The 18,356-nt window shown below is 68.3% G+C and carries 15 protein-coding genes; 5 read left to right on the forward strand and 10 right to left on the reverse strand.

Going from position 1 to position 18,356, the window contains the following annotated elements; genetic code table 11:
• Window positions 1-227 precede the first annotated feature (227 nt).
• Window positions 228-3,680, forward strand: coding sequence for a pyruvate carboxylase (locus RIL96_RS02140; RefSeq protein ID WP_310547344.1), 3,453 nt, complete (start codon window positions 228-230; stop codon window positions 3,678-3,680).
• A 119-nt stretch (window positions 3,681-3,799) separates the two neighbouring features.
• Here RIL96_RS02140 and RIL96_RS02145 read toward each other — a convergent pair whose 3' ends face one another.
• From RIL96_RS02145 to RIL96_RS02170, 6 genes are all read right to left on the reverse strand, one after another.
• The gene (locus RIL96_RS02145) at window positions 3,800-4,846 is read right to left on the reverse strand and encodes a nitronate monooxygenase (RefSeq protein ID WP_310547345.1); all 1,047 of its coding nucleotides are present in this window, start codon (window positions 4,844-4,846) and stop codon (window positions 3,800-3,802) included.
• A gap of 11 nt (window positions 4,847-4,857) precedes the next feature.
• Window positions 4,858-5,391: a hypothetical protein gene (locus RIL96_RS02150; protein ID WP_310547346.1), complete on the reverse strand. Its 534-nt coding sequence runs from the start codon at window positions 5,389-5,391 to the stop codon at window positions 4,858-4,860.
• A 139-nt stretch (window positions 5,392-5,530) separates the two neighbouring features.
• Window positions 5,531-5,836: a 30S ribosomal protein S14 gene (gene rpsN, locus RIL96_RS02155; protein ID WP_261624710.1), complete on the reverse strand. Its 306-nt coding sequence runs from the start codon at window positions 5,834-5,836 to the stop codon at window positions 5,531-5,533.
• A gap of 2 nt (window positions 5,837-5,838) precedes the next feature.
• Window positions 5,839-6,006, reverse strand: coding sequence for a 50S ribosomal protein L33 (gene rpmG, locus RIL96_RS02160; RefSeq protein WP_022872124.1), 168 nt, complete (start codon window positions 6,004-6,006; stop codon window positions 5,839-5,841).
• Window positions 6,006-6,242, reverse strand: a complete 237-nt coding sequence (gene rpmB, locus RIL96_RS02165) for a 50S ribosomal protein L28 (RefSeq protein WP_310547347.1) — start codon at window positions 6,240-6,242, stop codon at window positions 6,006-6,008. The genes rpmG and rpmB overlap by 1 nt, the downstream gene beginning before the upstream one ends.
• Window positions 6,243-6,629: 387 nt before the next feature.
• A complete protein-coding gene (locus tag RIL96_RS02170; protein WP_310547348.1) occupies window positions 6,630-6,920 on the reverse strand; it encodes a hypothetical protein in 291 nt (96 codons plus the stop codon).
• Between the two features lie 114 nt (window positions 6,921-7,034).
• Between RIL96_RS02170 and RIL96_RS02175 the strand changes: the two genes are divergently transcribed.
• Together RIL96_RS02175 and RIL96_RS02180 are read left to right on the forward strand one after the other, a co-directional pair.
• Window positions 7,035-7,994, forward strand: a complete 960-nt coding sequence (locus RIL96_RS02175) for a DMT family transporter (protein ID WP_310547349.1) — start codon at window positions 7,035-7,037, stop codon at window positions 7,992-7,994.
• Between the two features lie 83 nt (window positions 7,995-8,077).
• A complete protein-coding gene (locus RIL96_RS02180; RefSeq protein ID WP_374761820.1) occupies window positions 8,078-9,472 on the forward strand; it encodes a dicarboxylate/amino acid:cation symporter in 1,395 nt (464 codons plus the stop codon).
• Between the two features lie 13 nt (window positions 9,473-9,485).
• Here the strand turns inward: RIL96_RS02180 and RIL96_RS02185 are convergent, their stop codons facing one another.
• From RIL96_RS02185 to RIL96_RS02200, 4 genes are all read right to left on the reverse strand, one after another.
• Window positions 9,486-12,485: an FAD-binding and (Fe-S)-binding domain-containing protein gene (locus RIL96_RS02185; RefSeq protein WP_310547350.1), complete on the reverse strand. Its 3,000-nt coding sequence runs from the start codon at window positions 12,483-12,485 to the stop codon at window positions 9,486-9,488.
• A gap of 104 nt (window positions 12,486-12,589) precedes the next feature.
• Window positions 12,590-14,005, reverse strand: coding sequence for an amidase (locus RIL96_RS02190; RefSeq protein WP_310547351.1), 1,416 nt, complete (start codon window positions 14,003-14,005; stop codon window positions 12,590-12,592).
• A 26-nt stretch (window positions 14,006-14,031) separates the two neighbouring features.
• The gene (locus RIL96_RS02195) at window positions 14,032-15,009 is read right to left on the reverse strand and encodes a D-2-hydroxyacid dehydrogenase (protein WP_310547352.1); all 978 of its coding nucleotides are present in this window, start codon (window positions 15,007-15,009) and stop codon (window positions 14,032-14,034) included.
• Window positions 15,010-15,135: 126 nt separating this feature from the next.
• Window positions 15,136-15,648, reverse strand: a complete 513-nt coding sequence (locus tag RIL96_RS02200; RefSeq protein WP_310547353.1) for a ferritin — start codon at window positions 15,646-15,648, stop codon at window positions 15,136-15,138.
• Window positions 15,649-15,840: 192 nt separating this feature from the next.
• On the opposite strand from RIL96_RS02200, the gene RIL96_RS02205 reads away from it, so the two are divergent.
• Both RIL96_RS02205 and RIL96_RS02210 read left to right on the forward strand, forming a co-directional pair.
• Window positions 15,841-16,842, forward strand: a complete 1,002-nt coding sequence (locus RIL96_RS02205) for an aldo/keto reductase family protein (RefSeq protein WP_310547354.1) — start codon at window positions 15,841-15,843, stop codon at window positions 16,840-16,842.
• 158 nt (window positions 16,843-17,000) lie between these two features.
• Window positions 17,001-18,347, forward strand: a complete 1,347-nt coding sequence (locus RIL96_RS02210) for a hypothetical protein (RefSeq protein ID WP_310547355.1) — start codon at window positions 17,001-17,003, stop codon at window positions 18,345-18,347.
• Window positions 18,348-18,356: the final 9 nt, after the last annotated feature.

Genomic DNA, 18,356 nt, shown 5'->3' on the forward strand with positions numbered 1-18,356 from the left:
CCGTGATCTGGGGCTTTCGAACGGCAACCTACCACGCAGTTCACCCGGATTCCTTGAGATTCCGCCGATTCTCGGCGTTTCTCCCCGTCACAGGGGGCTCAGAATGTGGTCTGGTGCACGTCTGCGCGGACCTGCGGGGTATCCTGGCGCGACGAGCACCTTGAGCGACACACGATGCCGTGTGCACCTGACCCGCCACCGGATCGGTGGAGGAAGGACGAGTCCGCATGTTCTCAAAGATCCTGGTCGCCAACCGCGGCGAGATCGCGATCCGCGCCCTGCGCGCCGGAGTCGAGCTGGGGGCCAAGACGGTCGCCGTGTACCCGCAGGAGGATCGCAACTCGTTCCACCGGCAGAAGGCCGATGAGGCGTACCGGATCGGCGAGGAGGGCCACCCCGTCCGGGCCTACCTCGACGTCGAGGAGATCATCCGGGTGGCCAAGGAGGCCGAGGTCGACGCGATCTACCCCGGCTACGGGTTCCTCTCCGAGAACGCCGGGCTGGCCCGTGCCGCTCAGGAGGCCGGGATCGCCTTCGTCGGCCCTCCGGCCGATGTCCTGGAATCCACCGGAGACAAGGTCCGTGCCCTGCGTGCGGCCAAGGCCGCCGGTGTGCCGGTGCTGGAGAGCTCTGATCCCTCCGATGACCGAGAGCAGCTGCTCAGCGAGGCAGACCGCATCGGCTTCCCCATCTTCGTCAAGGCCGTCGCCGGTGGTGGCGGCCGCGGGATGCGCCGAGTGGAGAAGCGTGAAGACCTCCCCGACGCCCTGGATGCGGCGATGCGTGAGGCGGACACGGCCTTCGGCAACCCCACCGTCTTCCTGGAGCGGGCCGTGGTGCGCCCCCGGCACATCGAGGTCCAGATCCTCGCCGACAGCGCCGGCGAGGTGGTCCATCTCTTCGAACGTGACTGCTCCATCCAGCGTCGGCACCAGAAGGTCGTCGAGATCGCTCCGGCCCCGAAGCTGGACGAGGACATCCGCCAGGCGCTCTACCGTGATGCCGTGGCCTTCGCGAAGGCCATGGGCTACCGCAACGCCGGCACCGTCGAGTTCCTGGTCGACACCGCCGGTGAGCGGGAGGGCCAGCATGTCTTCATCGAGATGAACCCGCGCATCCAGGTCGAGCACACGGTGACCGAGGAGATCACCGACATCGACCTGGTCTCGGCCCAGATGCGCATCGCCGCCGGTGAGACCCTCGAGGACCTGGGCATCCGGCAGGATGAGCTGGCCGTCCGCGGCTCGGCCATGCAGTGCCGCATCACCACGGAGGACCCGGCCAATGAGTTCCGGCCCGACGTCGGCACCGTCACCGTCTACCGCTCCGCCGGCGGCTCCGGCATCCGCCTCGACGGCGGCACCGTCTACACCGGGGCGGAGATCAGCCCGCACTTCGATTCCATGCTGGTGAAGCTGACCTCCCGCGGCCGGGACCGGCGCACTGCCATCGCCCGCGCCCGGCGTGCGCTGGCCGAGTTCCGGATCCGCGGGGTGGCCACGAACATCCCGTTCCTGATGAACGTGCTCGACGAGCAGCAGTTCCTCGACGGGGATCTGGCCACCGACTTCATCGATAAGCACCCGGAGCTGGCGAAGGTCAACCGCTCGAAGGACCGCGGTTCCAAGGCCCTGCAGTACCTGGCCGACATCACCGTGAACCAGCCCCACGGGCCCCGGGTCCACGGCATCGACCCGCGCGATAAGCTCCCCCACTTCCCCGGGGACAAGCGTGACGAGCCGGACCGCAGCCCCTTCGACGGCCCTTCCAAGGAGACCAAGCCGGCCGGATGGCGGGACCTGCTGCTGCGTGAGGGTCCGGAGGCCTTTGCCCAGCATCTGCGCGAGCGCGAGGCCCTGGCGGTCACCGACACCACGTTCCGTGACGCCCACCAGTCCCTGCTGGCCACCCGGGTGCGCACCCGTGATCTGCTGGCCGCCGCACCGGCGATCGCCCATGTGACCCCGGGGCTGTTCTCCGTGGAGGCCTGGGGCGGTGCGACCTACGACGTCGCCCTGCGGTTCCTCTCCGAGGACCCGTGGCAGCGGCTGGCGTTGCTGCGGGCCGAGATGCCCAATGTGCCGATCCAGATGCTGCTGCGTGGGCGCAACACCGTCGGCTACACCCCGTACCCGCTGGAGGTGACTGACGCGTTCGTCGCCGAGGCCGCCGCCACCGGTGTGGACATCTTCCGCATCTTCGACGCGCTCAACGACGTCTCACAGATCACCCCCGCCATCGAGGCGGTCCGCAAGACCGGTACCGCTGTGGCCGAGGCCGCCCTGTGCTACACCGGCAACCTCACCGACCCGAACGAGGACATCTACACCCTCGAGTACTACCTCGAGCTGGCGCAGAAGATGGTCGACGCCGGGGCACACATCCTGGCGATCAAGGACATGGCCGGGCTGCTGCGCCCGCAGGCGGCGAAGATCCTGGTCAGCGCGCTGCGTGAACGGTTCGATGTGCCCGTCCACCTGCACACCCACGACACCGCCGGGGGCCAGCTGGCCACCCTGCTCGCCGCCGCAGAAGCGGGGGTGGACGCCGTCGACGTCGCCACCTCCTCGATGGCCTCGACCACCTCTCAGGTCCCAGCCTCGGCGCTGGTGGCCGCGCTGGAGCACACCGACCGCGACACCGGGCTGGGGCTTGAGGCCGTGGCCTCGATGGAGCCCTACTGGGAGGCGGTCCGGAGCATCTACACGCCCTTCGAGTCCGGGCTGCCGAGCCCGACCGGGCGGGTGTACCGCCATGAGATCCCCGGCGGACAGCTCTCGAACCTGCGTCAGCAGGCCATCGCCCTGGGGCTGGGCGAACAGTTCGAGGCCATCGAGGATATGTACTACGCCGCGGATAAGATGCTCGGGCGCCTGGTGAAGGTGACCCCGTCGTCGAAGGTGGTCGGGGACCTGGCACTGCAGCTGGTCGGCATGGACGTGGACCCGCAGGAGTTCGAGCAGAACCCGCAGGACTTCGACCTGCCGGACTCGGTGATCCAGTTCCTGGCGGGTCAGCTCGGCGACCCGCCCGCTGGCTGGCCCGAGCCGTTCCGCACCCGGGCCTTGGAGGGCCGTAGCGTCAAACCGCTGGACGAGGAGCTCTCCGCCGAGGACCGTCAGGTGCTCACCGAGGGCTCCGGGGCTGAGCGCCAGGCGGTACTGAACCGTCTGCTGTTCCCCGGCCCGACGCGGGACTACGAGGCCGCTCGGGAGAACTACGGCGATGTGATGGTCCTGCACTCCCGGGACTTCCTCTACGGGCTGATGAAGGACCACGAGCACGTGATCTCCCTGGGCAAGGGTGTGCGGCTGCTGGTGACCCTGCAGTCGATCTCCGAACCGGATGAGAAGGGCATGCGCACTGTGGTCTGCACCCTCAACGGACAGGCCCGCCCGCTGGTGGTGCGCGATGCTTCCGTCGAGGCCACAGTCCACGCCGCGGAGAAGGCCGACACCTCGAAGAAGGGGGAGATCGCTGCACCCTTTGCCGGCGCAGTGCATCTGACCGTGGAAGAGGGCGAGACCGTGGAGGCCGGGCAGTCGATCGCCACGATCGAGGCCATGAAGATGGAGGCCTCAATCACCACGCCCGTGGGCGGCACTGTCAAGCGGGCAGTCTTCGACGGGGTGCAGCAGGTCAACGGCGGGGACCTGCTGCTGGTCATCGACGAGGGCTGAGCCTGCGCTACGCCGGTCTCAGAGAATCGGCGTCCCTGTTTCAGTCACCGATCCGGCCTCAGAGGCTGATTCCGGGGCTCTGAGTGACTGAAACAGGGACGTGGATCTGCTCCGTCTCTTCAGTCGCCCCCGTCTGCGCTGAGCGCGGGTCCGGCGAAGCGCCGGGTGAGCTCAGCGGCTGACTCCTCACGGCAGCTGGCGTGGGAGGTGCCGGCCCAGAGGTTCAGGTGCTCGGTGTCCTCGGTCCGGGCGGCTGCTGCCCGCAGCGGCGAGGTCATGTGGTGCAGATACGGGTAGCCCACCGGCGCTAGGGCGTCGAATTCCTCGGTGAAGGAGTTGACCAGAGCCCGGGCGGGCCGCCCGGAGAAGGCGCGTGTGACCACGGTGGGCGCGCCGTCCTGGGCGGCGGCTGTGTGCAGTGCACGGCGGTGCGGCGGTTTGGTCCCGGCTTCCCGCGTGGTGAGGAACGCCGTACCCACCTGCACTGCCTGGGCACCGGCACCGATCAGCTCCGCGGCACGTGCCGGTGCACCGATGCCGCCGGCCGCAATCAGCGGCAGCTCGGTCACCTCACGGACCTGCGCGAGCAGCTCCAGCACCCCCAGAGTGTTCGGCTCGGCACTCATCCTCAGCGTGGCGCGGTGTCCCCCGGCCTCGGCGCCTTGAACGGCAAGAGCGTTGGGGCCGAGTGCAGCGGCAGCACTGGCGTCCTCGGCGGAGGTCACGGTGAGCACCACCGCGGTGCCCAGCTGCTGCAGCTCTTGGACCGTCTCCCGGGAGGGGAGCCCGAAGGTGAAGGAGACCACTGGGACCGGGTCTGAGAAGAGGGCTTCCAGCTTGGCCGGGTAGGCGTCGTCGTCGAACTCCCCCACGGTGGGCGGTGCCGTGCCGAGACGCTCGGCCAGCGGTGCCAGCACACGGGCGTAGTCCTCCAGCGCCTGCGGCTCGGGCCACTCGGTCTCCGGGACGAACAGGTTGACGCCGAAGGGCGCGGCGGTGAGCTGCCGGGTCTGGGTGATCTGGGCCTGCATCGTCTCTGGGCTCAGGTACCCGGCGGCGAGGAACCCCAGTCCGCCCGCCTCCGAGACGGCGGCGACCAGCTGAGGCGTGGACGGGCCGCCGGCCATGGGCGCGGAGATGATCGGCAGAGGACGGTGCGGGATCATAGAGGGCTCCTTCAGGATTGCCGTGGTGTGGAGGGGGCGAGCAGCGTTCGTGCCGCGGTGAGGGCCAGCAGTGCCAGGAGGATCAGCAGCGCGCCATCGGCGGCGATGTAGAAGTAGTGGGTGAGCGATCCTCCGGCGGACTCGCCGGCGAGCACGGCGGCGGTGCGTTGGTGCAGGAGCGGGCGGATGATCAACGTCTTGATCGCCAGCACGCCGAGGACGCCCAGGCTCAGGGTCCACAGGCGCTCCCGCAGCGCCCCGCCGAGCGTCTTGAACAGTGCGGTCACCAGGATGACCGCGAGGACCACTTCGACGATGTTCATCGCCAGGAAGACTCGCTGGCCGATGCCCAGACCCAAGGGGATGGTGATGCCTGGGGCGGTGAACTTCAGCGGCGCCTCGATCAGCGAGATGCCGATGAGCAGCCCCAACCAGACGCCGGGGATCACGAGCAGTGCCGCCCGCGCCCCTAACGGGCCGCCCGGTGTTCTGGGCTCCGGTGGGGCGGTGGGCACAGTGGTCTCGCGGCTGTCCATGCTGTCCATTGTGCTCCTTCCGAGCGTCTGGGCTCCATCGGCGGGTGCAGACATGACGAGGGCGGGTCCCCCGTGATGGGGAACCCGCCCTCGTCAGTGCGGTGGAGCACCGTGCGGTGCCCTGCGGCAGCTCATCTGCCGCGGGAGATCACCAGGACGACTTGGTGATGCCGGGCAGCTCGCCGCGGTGCGCCATGTCGCGGAACCGGATACGACTGATGCCGAACTTCCGGAAGGTACCGCGGGGGCGACCGTCGATGGAGTCGCGGTCACGCACGCGGACCGGGGAGGCGTCGCGGGGCAGCTTCTGCAGGCCCACGCGAGCGGCCTCGCGCTCCTCGTCGCTGGCGTTCGGGTCGATCAGGGTCTTCTTCAGCTGCGCGCGCTTCTCGGCGTAGCGCTCGACGATGACCTTGCGCTGTTCGTTCTTCGCGATCTTGGACTTCTTGGCCATGATCAGCGCTCCTCTCGGAAGTCGACGTGCTTGCGGACGACCGGGTCGTACTTCTTCAGCACGATGCGGTCAGGGTTGTTGCGGCGGTTCTTGCGGGTCACGTAGGTGAACCCGGTACCGGCCGTCGACTTCAGCTTGATGATGGGACGTACGTCCTTGTCCTTGGCCATTAGAGCTTCTCACCCTTCTGAATCAGCTCGGCGACGACGACGTCGATGCCGCGGGCATCGATGGTCTTGATGCCCTTGGTGGACAGGGTCAGCGTCACGTGGCGTCCCAGCGAGGGCACCCAGTAGCGCTTCTTCTGGATGTTCGGGTCGAACCGACGCTTGGTGCGCCGGTGCGAGTGGGAGATGTTGTGGCCGAACTGCGGCCCCACTCCGGTTACCTGGCATCGTGCTGCCATGATCACTCCTCCAACATAAGTACGTAGTACGGGCAGAACCCGCGAGCACACACGCCGCAGGGGCATGTGCAGTCGTTGAGCCGAGTCCCGCCACCAGTTGTGACACCGTTCGCTACTTACGAGGACGGACCAGGCTGGGTGAGATCCAACCGAAGTGCCTTCTCACGTGGATGAAAGACGGTGGTGCTGAACGTGTGGTGCGCTGGAATCCAGGCTTCACATTCACCGGGCTGCCTCTCGTCACCATGTTCCGCGGCACATCTCGTCGACGCGCGCGAAAGCACGGCACAGCACGGCTTGCGACTGTCTATGGTAGCCGGAACCAGCGCCGGACTGCAACGCGCGGCGGCAGCCTGCAGAAACTGGCAGAGCTGCTGGTCGAACCGCTCATCGCGGCTGTTCGCGCCAGCCGTGACGCAGCAGCGCCATCACCGGGTCCCGGTGCAGGCCTTCCTCGTCCACCGGCTGACTGAGGTCGAGGATCATCTGCTCGGCCTCATTTTCGTCGGAGACGATGTGCTCAACATGATCGATCTGGAAGGCGAAGCCCTCTTCGGAGCGCAGCAGATGCTCGCCGGTGTAGCCGTCGATCAGCGTGGAGTCCAGCTCCTGCTGGAAGATCAGCACTGAACCGTGGTGTGTGAGCCTCAATGTGAGGTGGACGCTCTGCATCGTCATCATCTCCTGATGGGCAGTCTACGCCGCCCTCTACACTGCCCTCTACGCCGCCCTCTACGCCGTCTTCTACGCCACCTTCTCGACACCGCTCCGGTCAGCGTGGAGTATCGTCCTATGACTTCCCCGGCTTCCCGACCGGATCTCCGTGCAGGTCTCGCCGTGGCACTGACCGTGCTGATGTGGGCATCCTCCTTCGTCATCATGCGCGGCGCGGCTCCCTACCTCTCCCCCGGGCCGCTGACGCTGCTGCGGCTGGCCTCAGCCACACTGGCCTTGGGTGTCCTGCTGGCCGTGATGCTCATCAGCCGCAGAACGTCGCGGCCTGCCCGGAAGCGGCTCACCGCCGACATGATCGCCCTCCTGCTGCTCTACGGGATCAGCTGGTTCGCGGTCTACACGGTGGTCCTGGGTTTCGCCACCCGCCACCTCGACGCCGGCACCTCGGCCATGCTGGTGAATCTGGCACCTATCCTCGTCGCCGTCGCGGCGGGTCTGCTCTTCGCCGAGGGCTGGCCGCGGAGCCTCTTCCTCGGGATGGGTATCGCATTGGCAGGTGTGGCGCTCATCGGAATCACCGGCGGCGCCGGACAGGTGTCGATGCTGGGTGTGGCTCTGGCGCTGCTGGCCGCGGTGCTCTACGCCGCCGGCATGGTGCTGCAACGGTGGATCCTTGACGCAGTGGACCCGCTGACTGCCGTCTTCCTGGGCTGCACAGCCGGAACTCTGGTCTGCCTGCCCTACCTCGCCCCGCTCAGCTCCGAGCTCCCGGAGGCGCCGGCATCGGCCGTCATCGGAGGCATCTTCATGGGGGTCGGCGCCACAGCCGCGGGGTTCAGCCTGTGGGCCTACGCTCAGACCAGGATGCGCACCGGTCAGCTCGCCGCGAGCTCTCTGGCGGTTCCGGCCGTGGCGCTGCTGCTGTCCGCGCTCTTCCTCGCCGAGGTCCCGCCTGTGCTCGCCGTGATCGGCGGGGCGATGTGCCTCCTCGGCGTGGGGATCACGCGGTTCGCTCCCCGACTCGCTCCCCGGCGTCCCGCATCACGCCGTCGTCATCTTTCGACACATACGGAATAGGGCATCACCCGGGCCCGTTGGTCTCCCGCGGAGCAGATCACGATCACCACCGAGGCCCCGCGGGCCTGGAACGGAGCCCACTGATGCCATCATCACCGATACCTGATGAAACCCCTGACTCCTCGACACCGGAGACGGCACCCGCACAGGAGACGACACAGACCCGGCGCCGGCGCCTGCCGGGCTGGATGACCTCCTTCGGCAATCAGATCATGGCCGCACTGGTGCTGGGGCTCATCGTCGGGTTCATCGCCCGGCGCATGGGCGGCACCGAGGAGGACCCCAACTGGCTGACCGCCACAGTCGACCGCATCGGTGACATATACGTCTCCCTGCTCATCGCCGCCGTCGTCCCCCTGGTGTTCACCGCGGTCATCACCTCGATCGCCAACCTCCGGCACGTCACCAACGCCGCCCGTCTGGCCGGCCAGACGCTGCTGTGGTTCGCCGTCACCGCGTTCATCTCCGTGCTGCTGGGCATCGCCATCGGCGTGATCGGCCGGCCCGGTGAGCACACCGACGTCGCGGAGAACACTGCTGCAGCACCGGACAGCGAGGGCTCCTGGACCGCCTTCCTCGACTCGTTGGTCCCCTCGAACTTCATGGGTCTCTCCGGCGACGCCGACGGCGTGACCTTCAACGTGCTGCAGATCCTGGTGATCTCCATCGCCGTGGGCATCGCCGCGATGAAGGTCGGCGCCAAGGCCGAACCGTTCCTGCAGGTCACCGCCGCACTGCTGGAGATCATCCAGAAGGTGCTGTGGTGGATCATCCGCCTGGCCCCCATCGGCACTCTGGCGCTGATCGCCCGTGCGGTGGCCAACTACGGCTGGGACGCCCTGTCCTCACTGGGTGTCTTCGTGCTGTGCATGTACATCGGCCTGCTGCTGGTCTTCGGAATCGTCTACCCCGCGCTGATCCGTTTCCACGGGCTCTCCCCCGTGCAGTACTTCACCGGTGTATGGCCGGCGGTGCAGCTGGGCTTCGTCTCCCGTTCCTCGATGGGCACCATGCCGCTGACCCAGCAGGTCACCGAACAGCGCCTCGGAGTCCCGCGCTCCTACGCCTCCTTCGCGGTGCCGCTGGGCGCGGTGACGAAGATGGACGGCTGCGCGGCCCTCTACCCGGCCATCGCCGCGCTGTTCGTCGCCCAGTTCTTCGGCATCGACCTGACGATCACCCAGTACCTGCTCATCGTCTTCGTCTCAGTGATCGGCTCCGCGGCGACGGCCGGAACCACCGGGGCCACTGTGATGCTCACCCTGACACTCTCCACTCTGGGCCTGCCGCTGGAGGGTGTGGGCCTGCTGCTGGCCGTCGAGCCGATCGTGGACATGGGCCGCACCGCGGTCAACGTCGCCGGCCAGGCGCTGGTGCCGACGATCGTCTCCGCACGCGAAGGGATCCTGGACACCGAGCGCTACCGGGCGCGGCGCTCCGGCACGCCGTTCGAGCAGCCGGCCGCCGAGACCGTGTGAGCCGACCGCGGTATCACCGGGAGGCGAAGAGCTCGGCCAGGTGCAGGGTCTGCACATCGGCGAGATCGTCGAGCTGGATCCGGCAGGACATCCCGTCAGCGAGGACGATGGTCTCGGGGGCTCGCTGACGGGCCTGCCGGACCGCCGGCAGCAGATTCGTCTCCGCCACCGCCACAGACATCTCATAGTGGCCCTTCTCCACACCGAAGTTCCCCGCCAGCCCGCAGCAGCCCGGCACCGCCTCCACGGTGGCGCCGGCGCGGCGAAGCAGCGCCTCGTCCTCAGCCCATCCCACGATGGACCGCTGGTGACAATGCGGCTGGGCGACGACGTCGACGCCGGTCAGATCCGGCAGCTGGACCCGCCCCTGCTCGGCGAGCGCGGTGACAACCTCGGCGAAGGACTTCACCCCGGCGGCCACCTCAGCAGCCTCCGGCCGGTCGGAGAGCTCGAGCAGGTCGCTGCGCAGCGTGGCGAGGCAGGAGGGTTCCAGTGCCATCACCGGCGCTGAGGATGTCACATAGGGATGCAGCGTCTCCACGGTCTGTCCCGAGAGCCGGCGGGCCTGATCCAGCTGGCCGGTGGTGATCCAGGGCAGCCCGCAGCAGCCCTTCTCCCCCACCAAGGCCACGGTGAGCCCCTGCGAGCGCAGGAACTCGATCGCCGCGAGGCCGGACTGCGGAAAGAAGTGGTCCGTGAAGGAATCAGCCCAGATCCACACGTCCGGGACCTGCTGTTCTCCGGGCTTTTCGTCGACCTGTTCTCCGGCCTGTGCTCTGAGCTGTTCACCCACGCCGCGGGCCACCCCGGCACGCTGCGCCGCGCGCTGCAGCGTGCGCACCGCGAACTTGGGCACGGATCGGCGAGGGTCGATGCCCGCGATCCATTTCGCCGCAGCCGCCGCCGGGGGGATCCGCATCAGAGTGTTCAGCAGCGGGGCGAAGGGCGCGGCCAGCCGAGCCCACATCGGCAGCCGACCCAGCAGGTAGTGCGAGCGCGGACGCAGTCGACGCCGCCGCTCTCCCTGGCCCAGCGGCTCTCCCTCCGGCCCGACGCCGACGTCGTAGGTCTGGTAGAGCGCCTCGGACTTATAGGCGGCCATATCCACCCCGGCCGGGCAGTCAGAGGCGCAGCCCTTGCAGGACAGGCACAGGTCCAGGGCCTCGTGCACCGCCGGATCGGCGAGCCCCTTGACCAGGGTGCCGTCCATGGCCTCCTGCAGGATGCGAGCCCGGCCGCGAGTGGAGTCCTTCTCCTCGCGGGTGGCGGTGTAGGACGGGCACATCACCCCGGCGGTCTTCGGCGCCACGCAACGGCCCACCCCGGAGCAGCGATGGGCCGCGGCGGCGTAGTCGCCGTCGTCGTGGATCATCCGCAGCCCAGGCCACGGGAGTTCACGGGTGGGCTGGGTGGGACGGATGTCGGCAGTCTGCGGGACGGGGTCGACGATGATGCCCGGGTTCAGCAGGTTCTGCGGGTCGCAGATCTCCTTGGCTGCGCCGAAGAGCTCCAAGGACTTCGCGTCATACATCATCGGCAGCAGCTCGGAGCGGACCCGGCCGTCACCGTGCTCCCCGGAGAGCGATCCGCCGAACGCCGCCAGCTCAGTGGCGCAGGTGCGCATGAACTCGGCGAACACCGACGTGCTACCCGGCTCGCCGTGGTGGAACGGGAAGTCGATCCGGCAGTGGATGCAGCCGTCGCCGAAGTGGCCGTAGGGGTAGCCCTGCAGGCCGAACTCCGCCATCAGCCGCTCAAAGATCCGCATCCATTCGCCCAGATGCTCCGGAGGCACCGCGCTGTCCTCCCAGCCCGAGTGCGCCGGAGTCTGCAGACTGATCCCGGCCAGTCCCGCGCCGTCCTCGCGGATGCGCCACAGGGCTGCGGCTTCGGCGGCGTCGTCCACATACCGGGTGCCCACCGCCTCGGAGGCCTTTTCGACCTCGGCGAGCACTGACCCCGCATCGGCTCCGGTGGCCTCCACGAACAGCCAGGAGGAGCCGCGCGGCAGCTCAGGAATCGCTTTCCCGGCGCCCCGCACCAACGCGACGAGTCGGGAGTCCATGCCTTCGCAGGCGATGAGCCGCCCCGGGGCGGCCTGCAGCAGAGCCGGCACCGCGTCAGCGGCCTCAGCCACAGTGGAGTAGCCCAGCATCAGCAGCATCCGTCGCGGGTCGTCGGCGACCAGCCGCACCTCAGCTTCCAGCAGCGTGCCCAGAGTGCCCTCGGTACCGGCGAGGAACCGCTCGATCCGCCCCCGGTTCTCCGGCAGCAGATGCTCCAGCGAGTAGCCGCTGATCTGCCGGCCGAACCGGCCGAAATGGGTGCGGATGTGGCCGAGCTCCCCGGCGGCGAGGTCCAGCAGGCGCTGCCCGGTGCTGCCCGGGCCCTCGTCGGACCCGTAGGCGGGGCCGAAGCCTGCGACCTCCCCGTTGCCGAAGAGCACCTTCGCCGAGACCACGTTGTCGGAGCTGCGCCCGTAACCTAAAGCCCGGGATCCGCAGGCGTTGTTGCCGATCATGCCGCCGATCGTGCAGCGCGAATGGGTGGAGGGGTCCGGCCCGAAACGCAGGCCGTAGGGCGCCGCCGCACGCTGCAGGTCTGCGTGGACCACACCCGGGTCCACCCGGGCGACGCCGCGCTCCGGGTCGATCTCGTGGATGGTGCGCAGGTCACGGGTGTCGACGACGATGCCCTCGCCGACGGCATTGCCGGCGATGGAGGTGCCCGCCCCACGCATCGTCACCGGAACGCCCAGGGTGCGGGAGACCTCGTGGACGGCCTGCAGCTCGTCGACGTGCTGCGGCCTGGCCACCACCTCAGGGACCACTCGGTAGAGGCTGGCATCCGAGGAATACATCCCGCGCTCCAGCACAGAGTCCGAGACGCGGGATACACCGGCGGCAGTGAGTGCGGCAGCGAGCTCAGCGGCGAGCTCAGCGCCGCGACCGGTCACCTCGGCGTCGGGATGATCGGCCACGGGATTGCCATCATGGCGAGCGGTGGTCGTCACGGGCTGGCCTCCTTGCGCCGGGGACTGCTGTGATGTGCGCTACATGATCAGTGGCCCCAGCCTAGTCGAGCCACAGGTGGTGCCGCTGACGGGCGACGCGCCCCTCAATCCAGCTGCGGCGGACGGGTGAACTGCTCACCGGAGGCCACCTCGTAGGCACGGGCCGCACGCAGCACACGGGCGTCATCGTGACGGCGCCCCACGATCTGCAGCCCCACGGGCAAACCTGCCTCAGTCAGCCCGCAGGGCACGGACGCGGCCGGCTGCTGGGTCATGTTGAACGGATAGGTGTACGGGGTCCAGCTGGTCCACAGGTCCGAATGCCACCCCTCGGGTGACTGCCGCTCCGTGGTGAATGAGGTGATCGGCATCGTCGGAGTCAGCAGCAGATCGTAGTTCTGGTGGAACTCGCCCATCGCTGCACCCATCGCCTGGCGCAGCGCGGTGGCAGCCAGCTCCTGCATCACGGTGTCGCCACGGTGCTCCTCGATCCCCCGGCGCAGAGCCGGGTCCACGATGTCCAAGGCCTCCTGCCCGTAGGGTTCCAGCACCTTCGCCGCCGCGGTGAACCATAGGACGTGGAAGTCCTCGATCGGATCAGTGATCGGCGGGTCGACCTCCTCGACCTCGGCACCGGCCTGGGCCAGCACCTGCACCGCCTGCTCGACGAGACGCTCGACCTCCGGCTCGTTGGTCCCGTAACCGAGGTTCCGGGAGAAGGCGATACGCAGCCCGGCCAGCCCGTCGCCCAGACGCTCGACGAAGGAGGTCTGCGGAGTCGGCAGCGCGCACCAGTCGCGCGGGTCATAGCCGGTGATGATGTCCATCAGGAGGGCCGCATCGGTCACCGTGCGGGTCATCGGACCGGCGTGGGCCAGGGTGCCATACGGCGGAGTGGGGTACATCGGCACCAGTCCGGCGGTGGGCTTCAGCGCGAAGGTGCCGGTGAAGGCGGCCGGGATGCGCACCGAGCCGCCGGCGTCGGTGCCCACCGTCCACGGGCCCATGCCCGCGCCGACGGCCGCCGCGGCGCCGCCGGAGGAGCCTCCGGCGTGGGTGGAGGGATCGTAGGGGCTCCCCGTGGCCCCGTAGCGCGGGGAGTCGGTGGTGCCCTTCCACGCGAACTCCGGGGTGGTGGTCTTGCCGAAGAGCACCGCCCCGGCCTCCCGGAGCCGGGCCACGGCCGGGGCGTCGACCTCCCACGGTCCGTCCTCGGGGATCAGCCGGGAGCCGCGCAGCGTGGGCCAGCCCTTGGTGAGGAAGACATCCTTCATCGAGGTGGGCACACCGTCACCGGGCCCTAGCGGTATGCCGTCCTGGTAGCGCTGGGAAGATTCACGTGCGGAGGCCAGTGTCGCTTCCGCATCCACCAGGACGAAGGCGTTGAGCGCGCCGTCGCGCTCCTCCACCCGCTCCAGAGCGGCCTCTGTCGCCTCCACGGGACTGAAGTCCCCGGCGCGGTATCCAGCAGTGAGTTCGGCAGCGGTCAGGTCGGCCAGAGTGGTAGGACGGGTGGACATGGTTACGCCTCCTCACGTGCGCGCCGTCAGTGTCGGGGGACGTAGCCCTTCCGCTTGTCGACGACGTTTCTCAGGGTCTCGCCTGCCGCGAAGCGACGGGCGTTGTCGAGGAACTGCTCGGCCAGCGCATCACGCCATCCGACGACGTCGCCGGACATATGTGCCGAGATCAGCACATCCTCGCGTCCCCACAGGGGGGAGTCCTGCGGCAGCGGCTCGACCTCGAACACGTCGAGGCTGGCGAAGCCGAGCGGGCCGTCGTCGAGGGCGGCCACCAATGCCGTCTCGTCCACCGATTCGCCGCGGCCGATATTGATCAGATGGGAGTCCGGCGCCATCACCGCGAGTACGTCGGCGTCGATGAGACCGGTGGTCTGCGGGGTCAGCGGGGCGGCGTTGACGACGACGTCGGCACGTCCCACATGCTCGGCGAGCTGATCGCTGGCGATGACCTCGCCAAAGTCGGCGTCACCGCTGCGTGCGGTGCGCCCGGCACCGAAGACCTCCACGCCCACAGCGCGCAGCAGCCGCGCGATCTCCCGGCCGATGGCCCCGGTGCCGATGACCAGTGCGGTGAGTCCGGCGACCTTCTGCGTCTCACGGTGCTCCCAATGCCGCTGGTGCTGGAAACGCAGGCTGCGCGGGAAGTCCTTAGCGCGGGAGAAGACGGCGGCGAGCACGAACTCTGCGATGGGCCGATCAAAGGTGCCCTGAGCGTTGGTGACCACCACCTCGGAGTCGACAAGCTCGTCGAAGAGCAGCGAGTCCACTCCGGCCGCGGCGACGTGGATCCATTCCAGCTGGTCCGCCGAACCCCACGCCTCGGAAACTGCGCGGGAGAAGAAGTCCCAGAGGAGCAGGCCGCGGGCGCCGCGCAGATCCTCGCTCAGCGAGTCCGCCGTGGTGCAGCGGATCTCTGCGACGCTTTCGAGGCTGGAGAGCCCTGCGGGCCGCGCGCCGTCATCGGGGCAGAGCACCGTGATGACGGGGTTCGTCGCGGCCATGCTCACCTCCGAGGGGGTCGATGAGGTGCGGGTCGGATCATGTTATGCGGGTCACAGAAAACGTGTCAAAGGCCCGCACCGAGGAGGTGGTTCCCCGGCGGCGACTCAGCCGGGGAACCACCGGGATCAGTCCTCGGTGCCGCCGGATTCGCGGGCGCCGAGCTCGGCGTCGAGGGCGAGCAGGCCGGTGCCGTCGTCATCGATCAGCTTGACCTTGTCGATGATCTCGCCGACGCTCGCCTCCTCTTCCAGCTGCTCGTCGATGAACCAGCTCAGCAGCGGACGGGAGTCGATGTCACCCTCCTGCTCGGAGAGCCGGTAGAGGTTGCGGATGGCCTCCGAGACCTTCTGCTCGTGGGCCAGGGAGGCTTCGAAGGCCTCCAGCACGGTGCCAGCCTTGACGCTGATCTCCGGGATCGCGCGGATGCGGGGGTGGGAGCCGCGGTCGGTCATGTGGTCGATGAACTTATTGGCGTGGACGACCTCCTCGTCGGCCTGGGCCCGGAACCAGGAGGCCAGGCCGGGCAGCCCCAGCACGTCCATCTCGATGCCGAGCTGGCGGTAGGTCAGTGCGGCCTCCAGCTCCAAGGTCACCTGCTCGTTGAATGCGTCTTCCAGTTTGCCGTCCAGCTGTGCCATGACTGAGGTTCACTCCTTGGTCGATGAGGGTGGTGACGCTGCTCGGTGGGGATCTGCGGGCCGTCGCTGCGGCGGCCTTCCCTGGTGCCTACAGTAGCGAGCCGCCGCCGCGCTGACTACGCAGGTGAGGCTGGCCGAAGCGTCCTCCACAGGCCTTGCCGCACCGGGTGCGGGCACGGCTAGGCTGACCTCATGGAGTACCGCCACCTCGGCCGCAGCGGCCTGAAGATTTCCGAGATCACCTACGGCAACTGGCTGACCCACGGGTCCCAGGTGGAGAACGACGTCGCCCGTCGGTGCGTCCGTGCTGCGCTCGACGCCGGCATCACCACATTCGACACTGCCGATACCTACGCCAATACGGTGGCGGAATCGGTTCTCGGGGAGGCGCTGTCGGGCCAGCGGCGCGAATCCCTGGAGATCTTCACCAAGGTCTATTTCCCCACCGGGCCGAAGGGCCCGAACGACACCGGGCTCTCCCGCAAGCACATCATGGAGTCGATCGATGCCTCCCTGAAGCGGCTGGGCACCGACTACGTGGATCTCTACCAGGCTCACCGGTTCGACCACGCCACTCCCTTGGAGGAGACGATGCAGGCCTTCGCCGACATCGTGCGCACCGGGCGCGCCCTCTACATCGGTGTCAGCGAATGGACAGCGGATCAGATCAGCCGCGGCCACGCGCTGGCTCAACAGATGGGGTTCCAGCTGATCTCAAATCAGCCGGAGTACAACATGCTCTACCGGGTGATCGAAGGGCAGGTCGTGCCGCGCTGTGAGGATCTGGGGCTCTCGCAGATCGTGTGGTCGCCGATGGCTCAGGGGGTGCTGACCGGCAAGTACAAGCCGGGCCAGCCGTTGCCGGAGGGTTCGCGGGCCACTGATGAGGAGGGGTCGCGGATGATCGGCCGATACCTGGACGATGAGCTGCTGGAAGGTGTGCAGAAGCTGAGGTCCATCGCTGAGGACAACGGGCTGACGATGGCTCAGCTGTCCATCGCCTGGGTGTTGCAGAACCGCAATGTCGCCTCCGCGCTGGTCGGGGCCTCGCGTCCGGAGCAGATCACCTCGAATGTGGCCGCGGCCGGCGTGGTGCTCGATGAGGCGACGATGGAGTCCATCGATGCGGTGATCGGGCATTTCGCGGAGGTGGATCCGACGATTGACCGGACTCCGAAGCAGCGCTTGGTGTAACGATTCCCGGGATATCCCCGCAGGTCAGGCCCTTATCAGGACAAGCTACTAGGCATTAACTCATAGATTGTGATGAAATTGTGATCTGTGAGTGATGCGCAGTTCGCGGCGCATGCACTGGCATGTTCAGGGCACGGGACATCGGGGGACCCCAGGGTATGAAGCACAGCCGACTCCACGCAGCACGACGGGAGCATCACGGCTCCACCAGCAGCACGGCCACCACGTCATGGGCCGCTGCCGCACTGGTGGCAGGGCTCGGAATGGGCCTGGCAACCCCGGCCGTCGCCACCCCGGAATCTGCGCCGCCTGTGACCGAGGAACCGGGGCAGACCCCGGCTGAGGACCAGGGACGCTCCCCCGGTGACGATGACACCACCGCCCCGAACGGCTACACCTCTCAGACTGAAGAGGAGGTACCCGAGAATCTGTCGGATGAGCTCGCAGAGAACGACGGCAGCGACGACGCCACCCCGGACGACGCCCAGCAGGCCCCGGTGCCGTCGCTGACCGCACCGGGGCAGACCACCGCACCCGCTGACCCCCAGACTGGCGGCTCGAATGACACCGGCGGCCCCGATGACGCCGAGGGCGCGGATGAGCAGCCGGAGGATCCCGAGCAGACCGCCGAACCGGAAGAGCCGACGGCGCCCCGCCCCACCGATTCACCCGACACAACACCCGACACCACGTCCGGTGAGGCCGAGGCGGATCCCGGGGAAGCCACCGGCGGCCCTGGCGAGGAGGCCGCGCAGCTCTCCTGCACGGCCCAGCGCAGCCCGATGCTTAGCCCCGGTGATCACACCACCATCACGCTGGTCACCAACTCCCCGGACGCCCGGGTGACATTCACCGACGGGTCCTCCGCCAAGACCACAATCCACCGGGTCACCGCCACACTCAGCAAGACCGGCGGCAGCACCTACGCGCTGACTCTAGACGCTCCGCGCGAGGTTCCTCAGACTTCCGACGACAGCGTCCAGCTGCGGGTCAGCGACGGCAGCTCTTCCTCGGCCTGCCATGCGAGCTTCACCGTGCTCAGCGGCGGCGAGGCGGGCTCTGGCACGGACCAGCAGCCCGCCGGGACGCAGAGCCGGTCTGCCGAGCAGGGTGCTGAAGAGCCCACGTCGGGGTCCGCCAGCGGGTCAGACTCCACGGATGGTCCGACAGATGGTTCTACAGATGACTCCGCAGGTGAGGACGGTCGCACTGCATCGACCTCTCCCTCTAAGGACACCCGGGATCAGCAGACACCCTCAGACTCTGCGACCGCAGAGGGATCCCCCTCCGAGCAGAGCCCGGAGGATACTGAGAGCGACGAGCGCGATGAGAACGGCGGGGAGAATGGCGCAGAGAACTCCTCCGAGAGTGCTGACGCCCAGGGCCCGCAGGAGGACATCGCCTCCACCGGGACGCAGAACCTCATTATCGGGGCTGCCGTGCTGGCGGTCCTGGCGCTCGGTGCCGCAGCACTGGTGGCGGCACGTCAGAAACACACCCGCTGACCCATGCGG

This window comes from Nesterenkonia aerolata (assembly GCF_031470965.1).
In the GTDB taxonomy this organism is placed as follows: Bacteria; Actinomycetota; Actinomycetes; order Actinomycetales; family Micrococcaceae; genus Nesterenkonia; species Nesterenkonia aerolata.

What these genes read in the sequence shown, in the direction of transcription:
- RIL96_RS02140 (WP_310547344.1), top strand. Translation starts at nt 228, where the DNA reads ATGTTCTCAAAGATCCTGGTCGCCAACCGCGGCGAGATCGCGATCCGC.
- RIL96_RS02145 (WP_310547345.1), bottom strand. Translation starts at nt 4,846, where the DNA reads ATGATCCCGCACCGTCCTCTGCCGATCATCTCCGCGCCCATGGCCGGC.
- RIL96_RS02150 (WP_310547346.1), bottom strand. Translation starts at nt 5,391, where the DNA reads ATGGACAGCATGGACAGCCGCGAGACCACTGTGCCCACCGCCCCACCG.
- rpsN (WP_261624710.1), bottom strand. Translation starts at nt 5,836, where the DNA reads ATGGCCAAGAAGTCCAAGATCGCGAAGAACGAACAGCGCAAGGTCATC.
- rpmG (WP_022872124.1), bottom strand. Translation starts at nt 6,006, where the DNA reads ATGGCCAAGGACAAGGACGTACGTCCCATCATCAAGCTGAAGTCGACG.
- rpmB (WP_310547347.1), bottom strand. Translation starts at nt 6,242, where the DNA reads ATGGCAGCACGATGCCAGGTAACCGGAGTGGGGCCGCAGTTCGGCCAC.
- RIL96_RS02170 (WP_310547348.1), bottom strand. Translation starts at nt 6,920, where the DNA reads ATGACGATGCAGAGCGTCCACCTCACATTGAGGCTCACACACCACGGT.
- RIL96_RS02175 (WP_310547349.1), top strand. Translation starts at nt 7,035, where the DNA reads ATGACTTCCCCGGCTTCCCGACCGGATCTCCGTGCAGGTCTCGCCGTG.
- RIL96_RS02180 (WP_374761820.1), top strand. Translation starts at nt 8,078, where the DNA reads ATGCCATCATCACCGATACCTGATGAAACCCCTGACTCCTCGACACCG.
- RIL96_RS02190 (WP_310547351.1), bottom strand. Translation starts at nt 14,005, where the DNA reads ATGTCCACCCGTCCTACCACTCTGGCCGACCTGACCGCTGCCGAACTC.
- RIL96_RS02195 (WP_310547352.1), bottom strand. Translation starts at nt 15,009, where the DNA reads ATGGCCGCGACGAACCCCGTCATCACGGTGCTCTGCCCCGATGACGGC.
- RIL96_RS02200 (WP_310547353.1), bottom strand. Translation starts at nt 15,648, where the DNA reads ATGGCACAGCTGGACGGCAAACTGGAAGACGCATTCAACGAGCAGGTG.
- RIL96_RS02205 (WP_310547354.1), top strand. Translation starts at nt 15,841, where the DNA reads ATGGAGTACCGCCACCTCGGCCGCAGCGGCCTGAAGATTTCCGAGATC.
- RIL96_RS02210 (WP_310547355.1), top strand. Translation starts at nt 17,001, where the DNA reads ATGAAGCACAGCCGACTCCACGCAGCACGACGGGAGCATCACGGCTCC.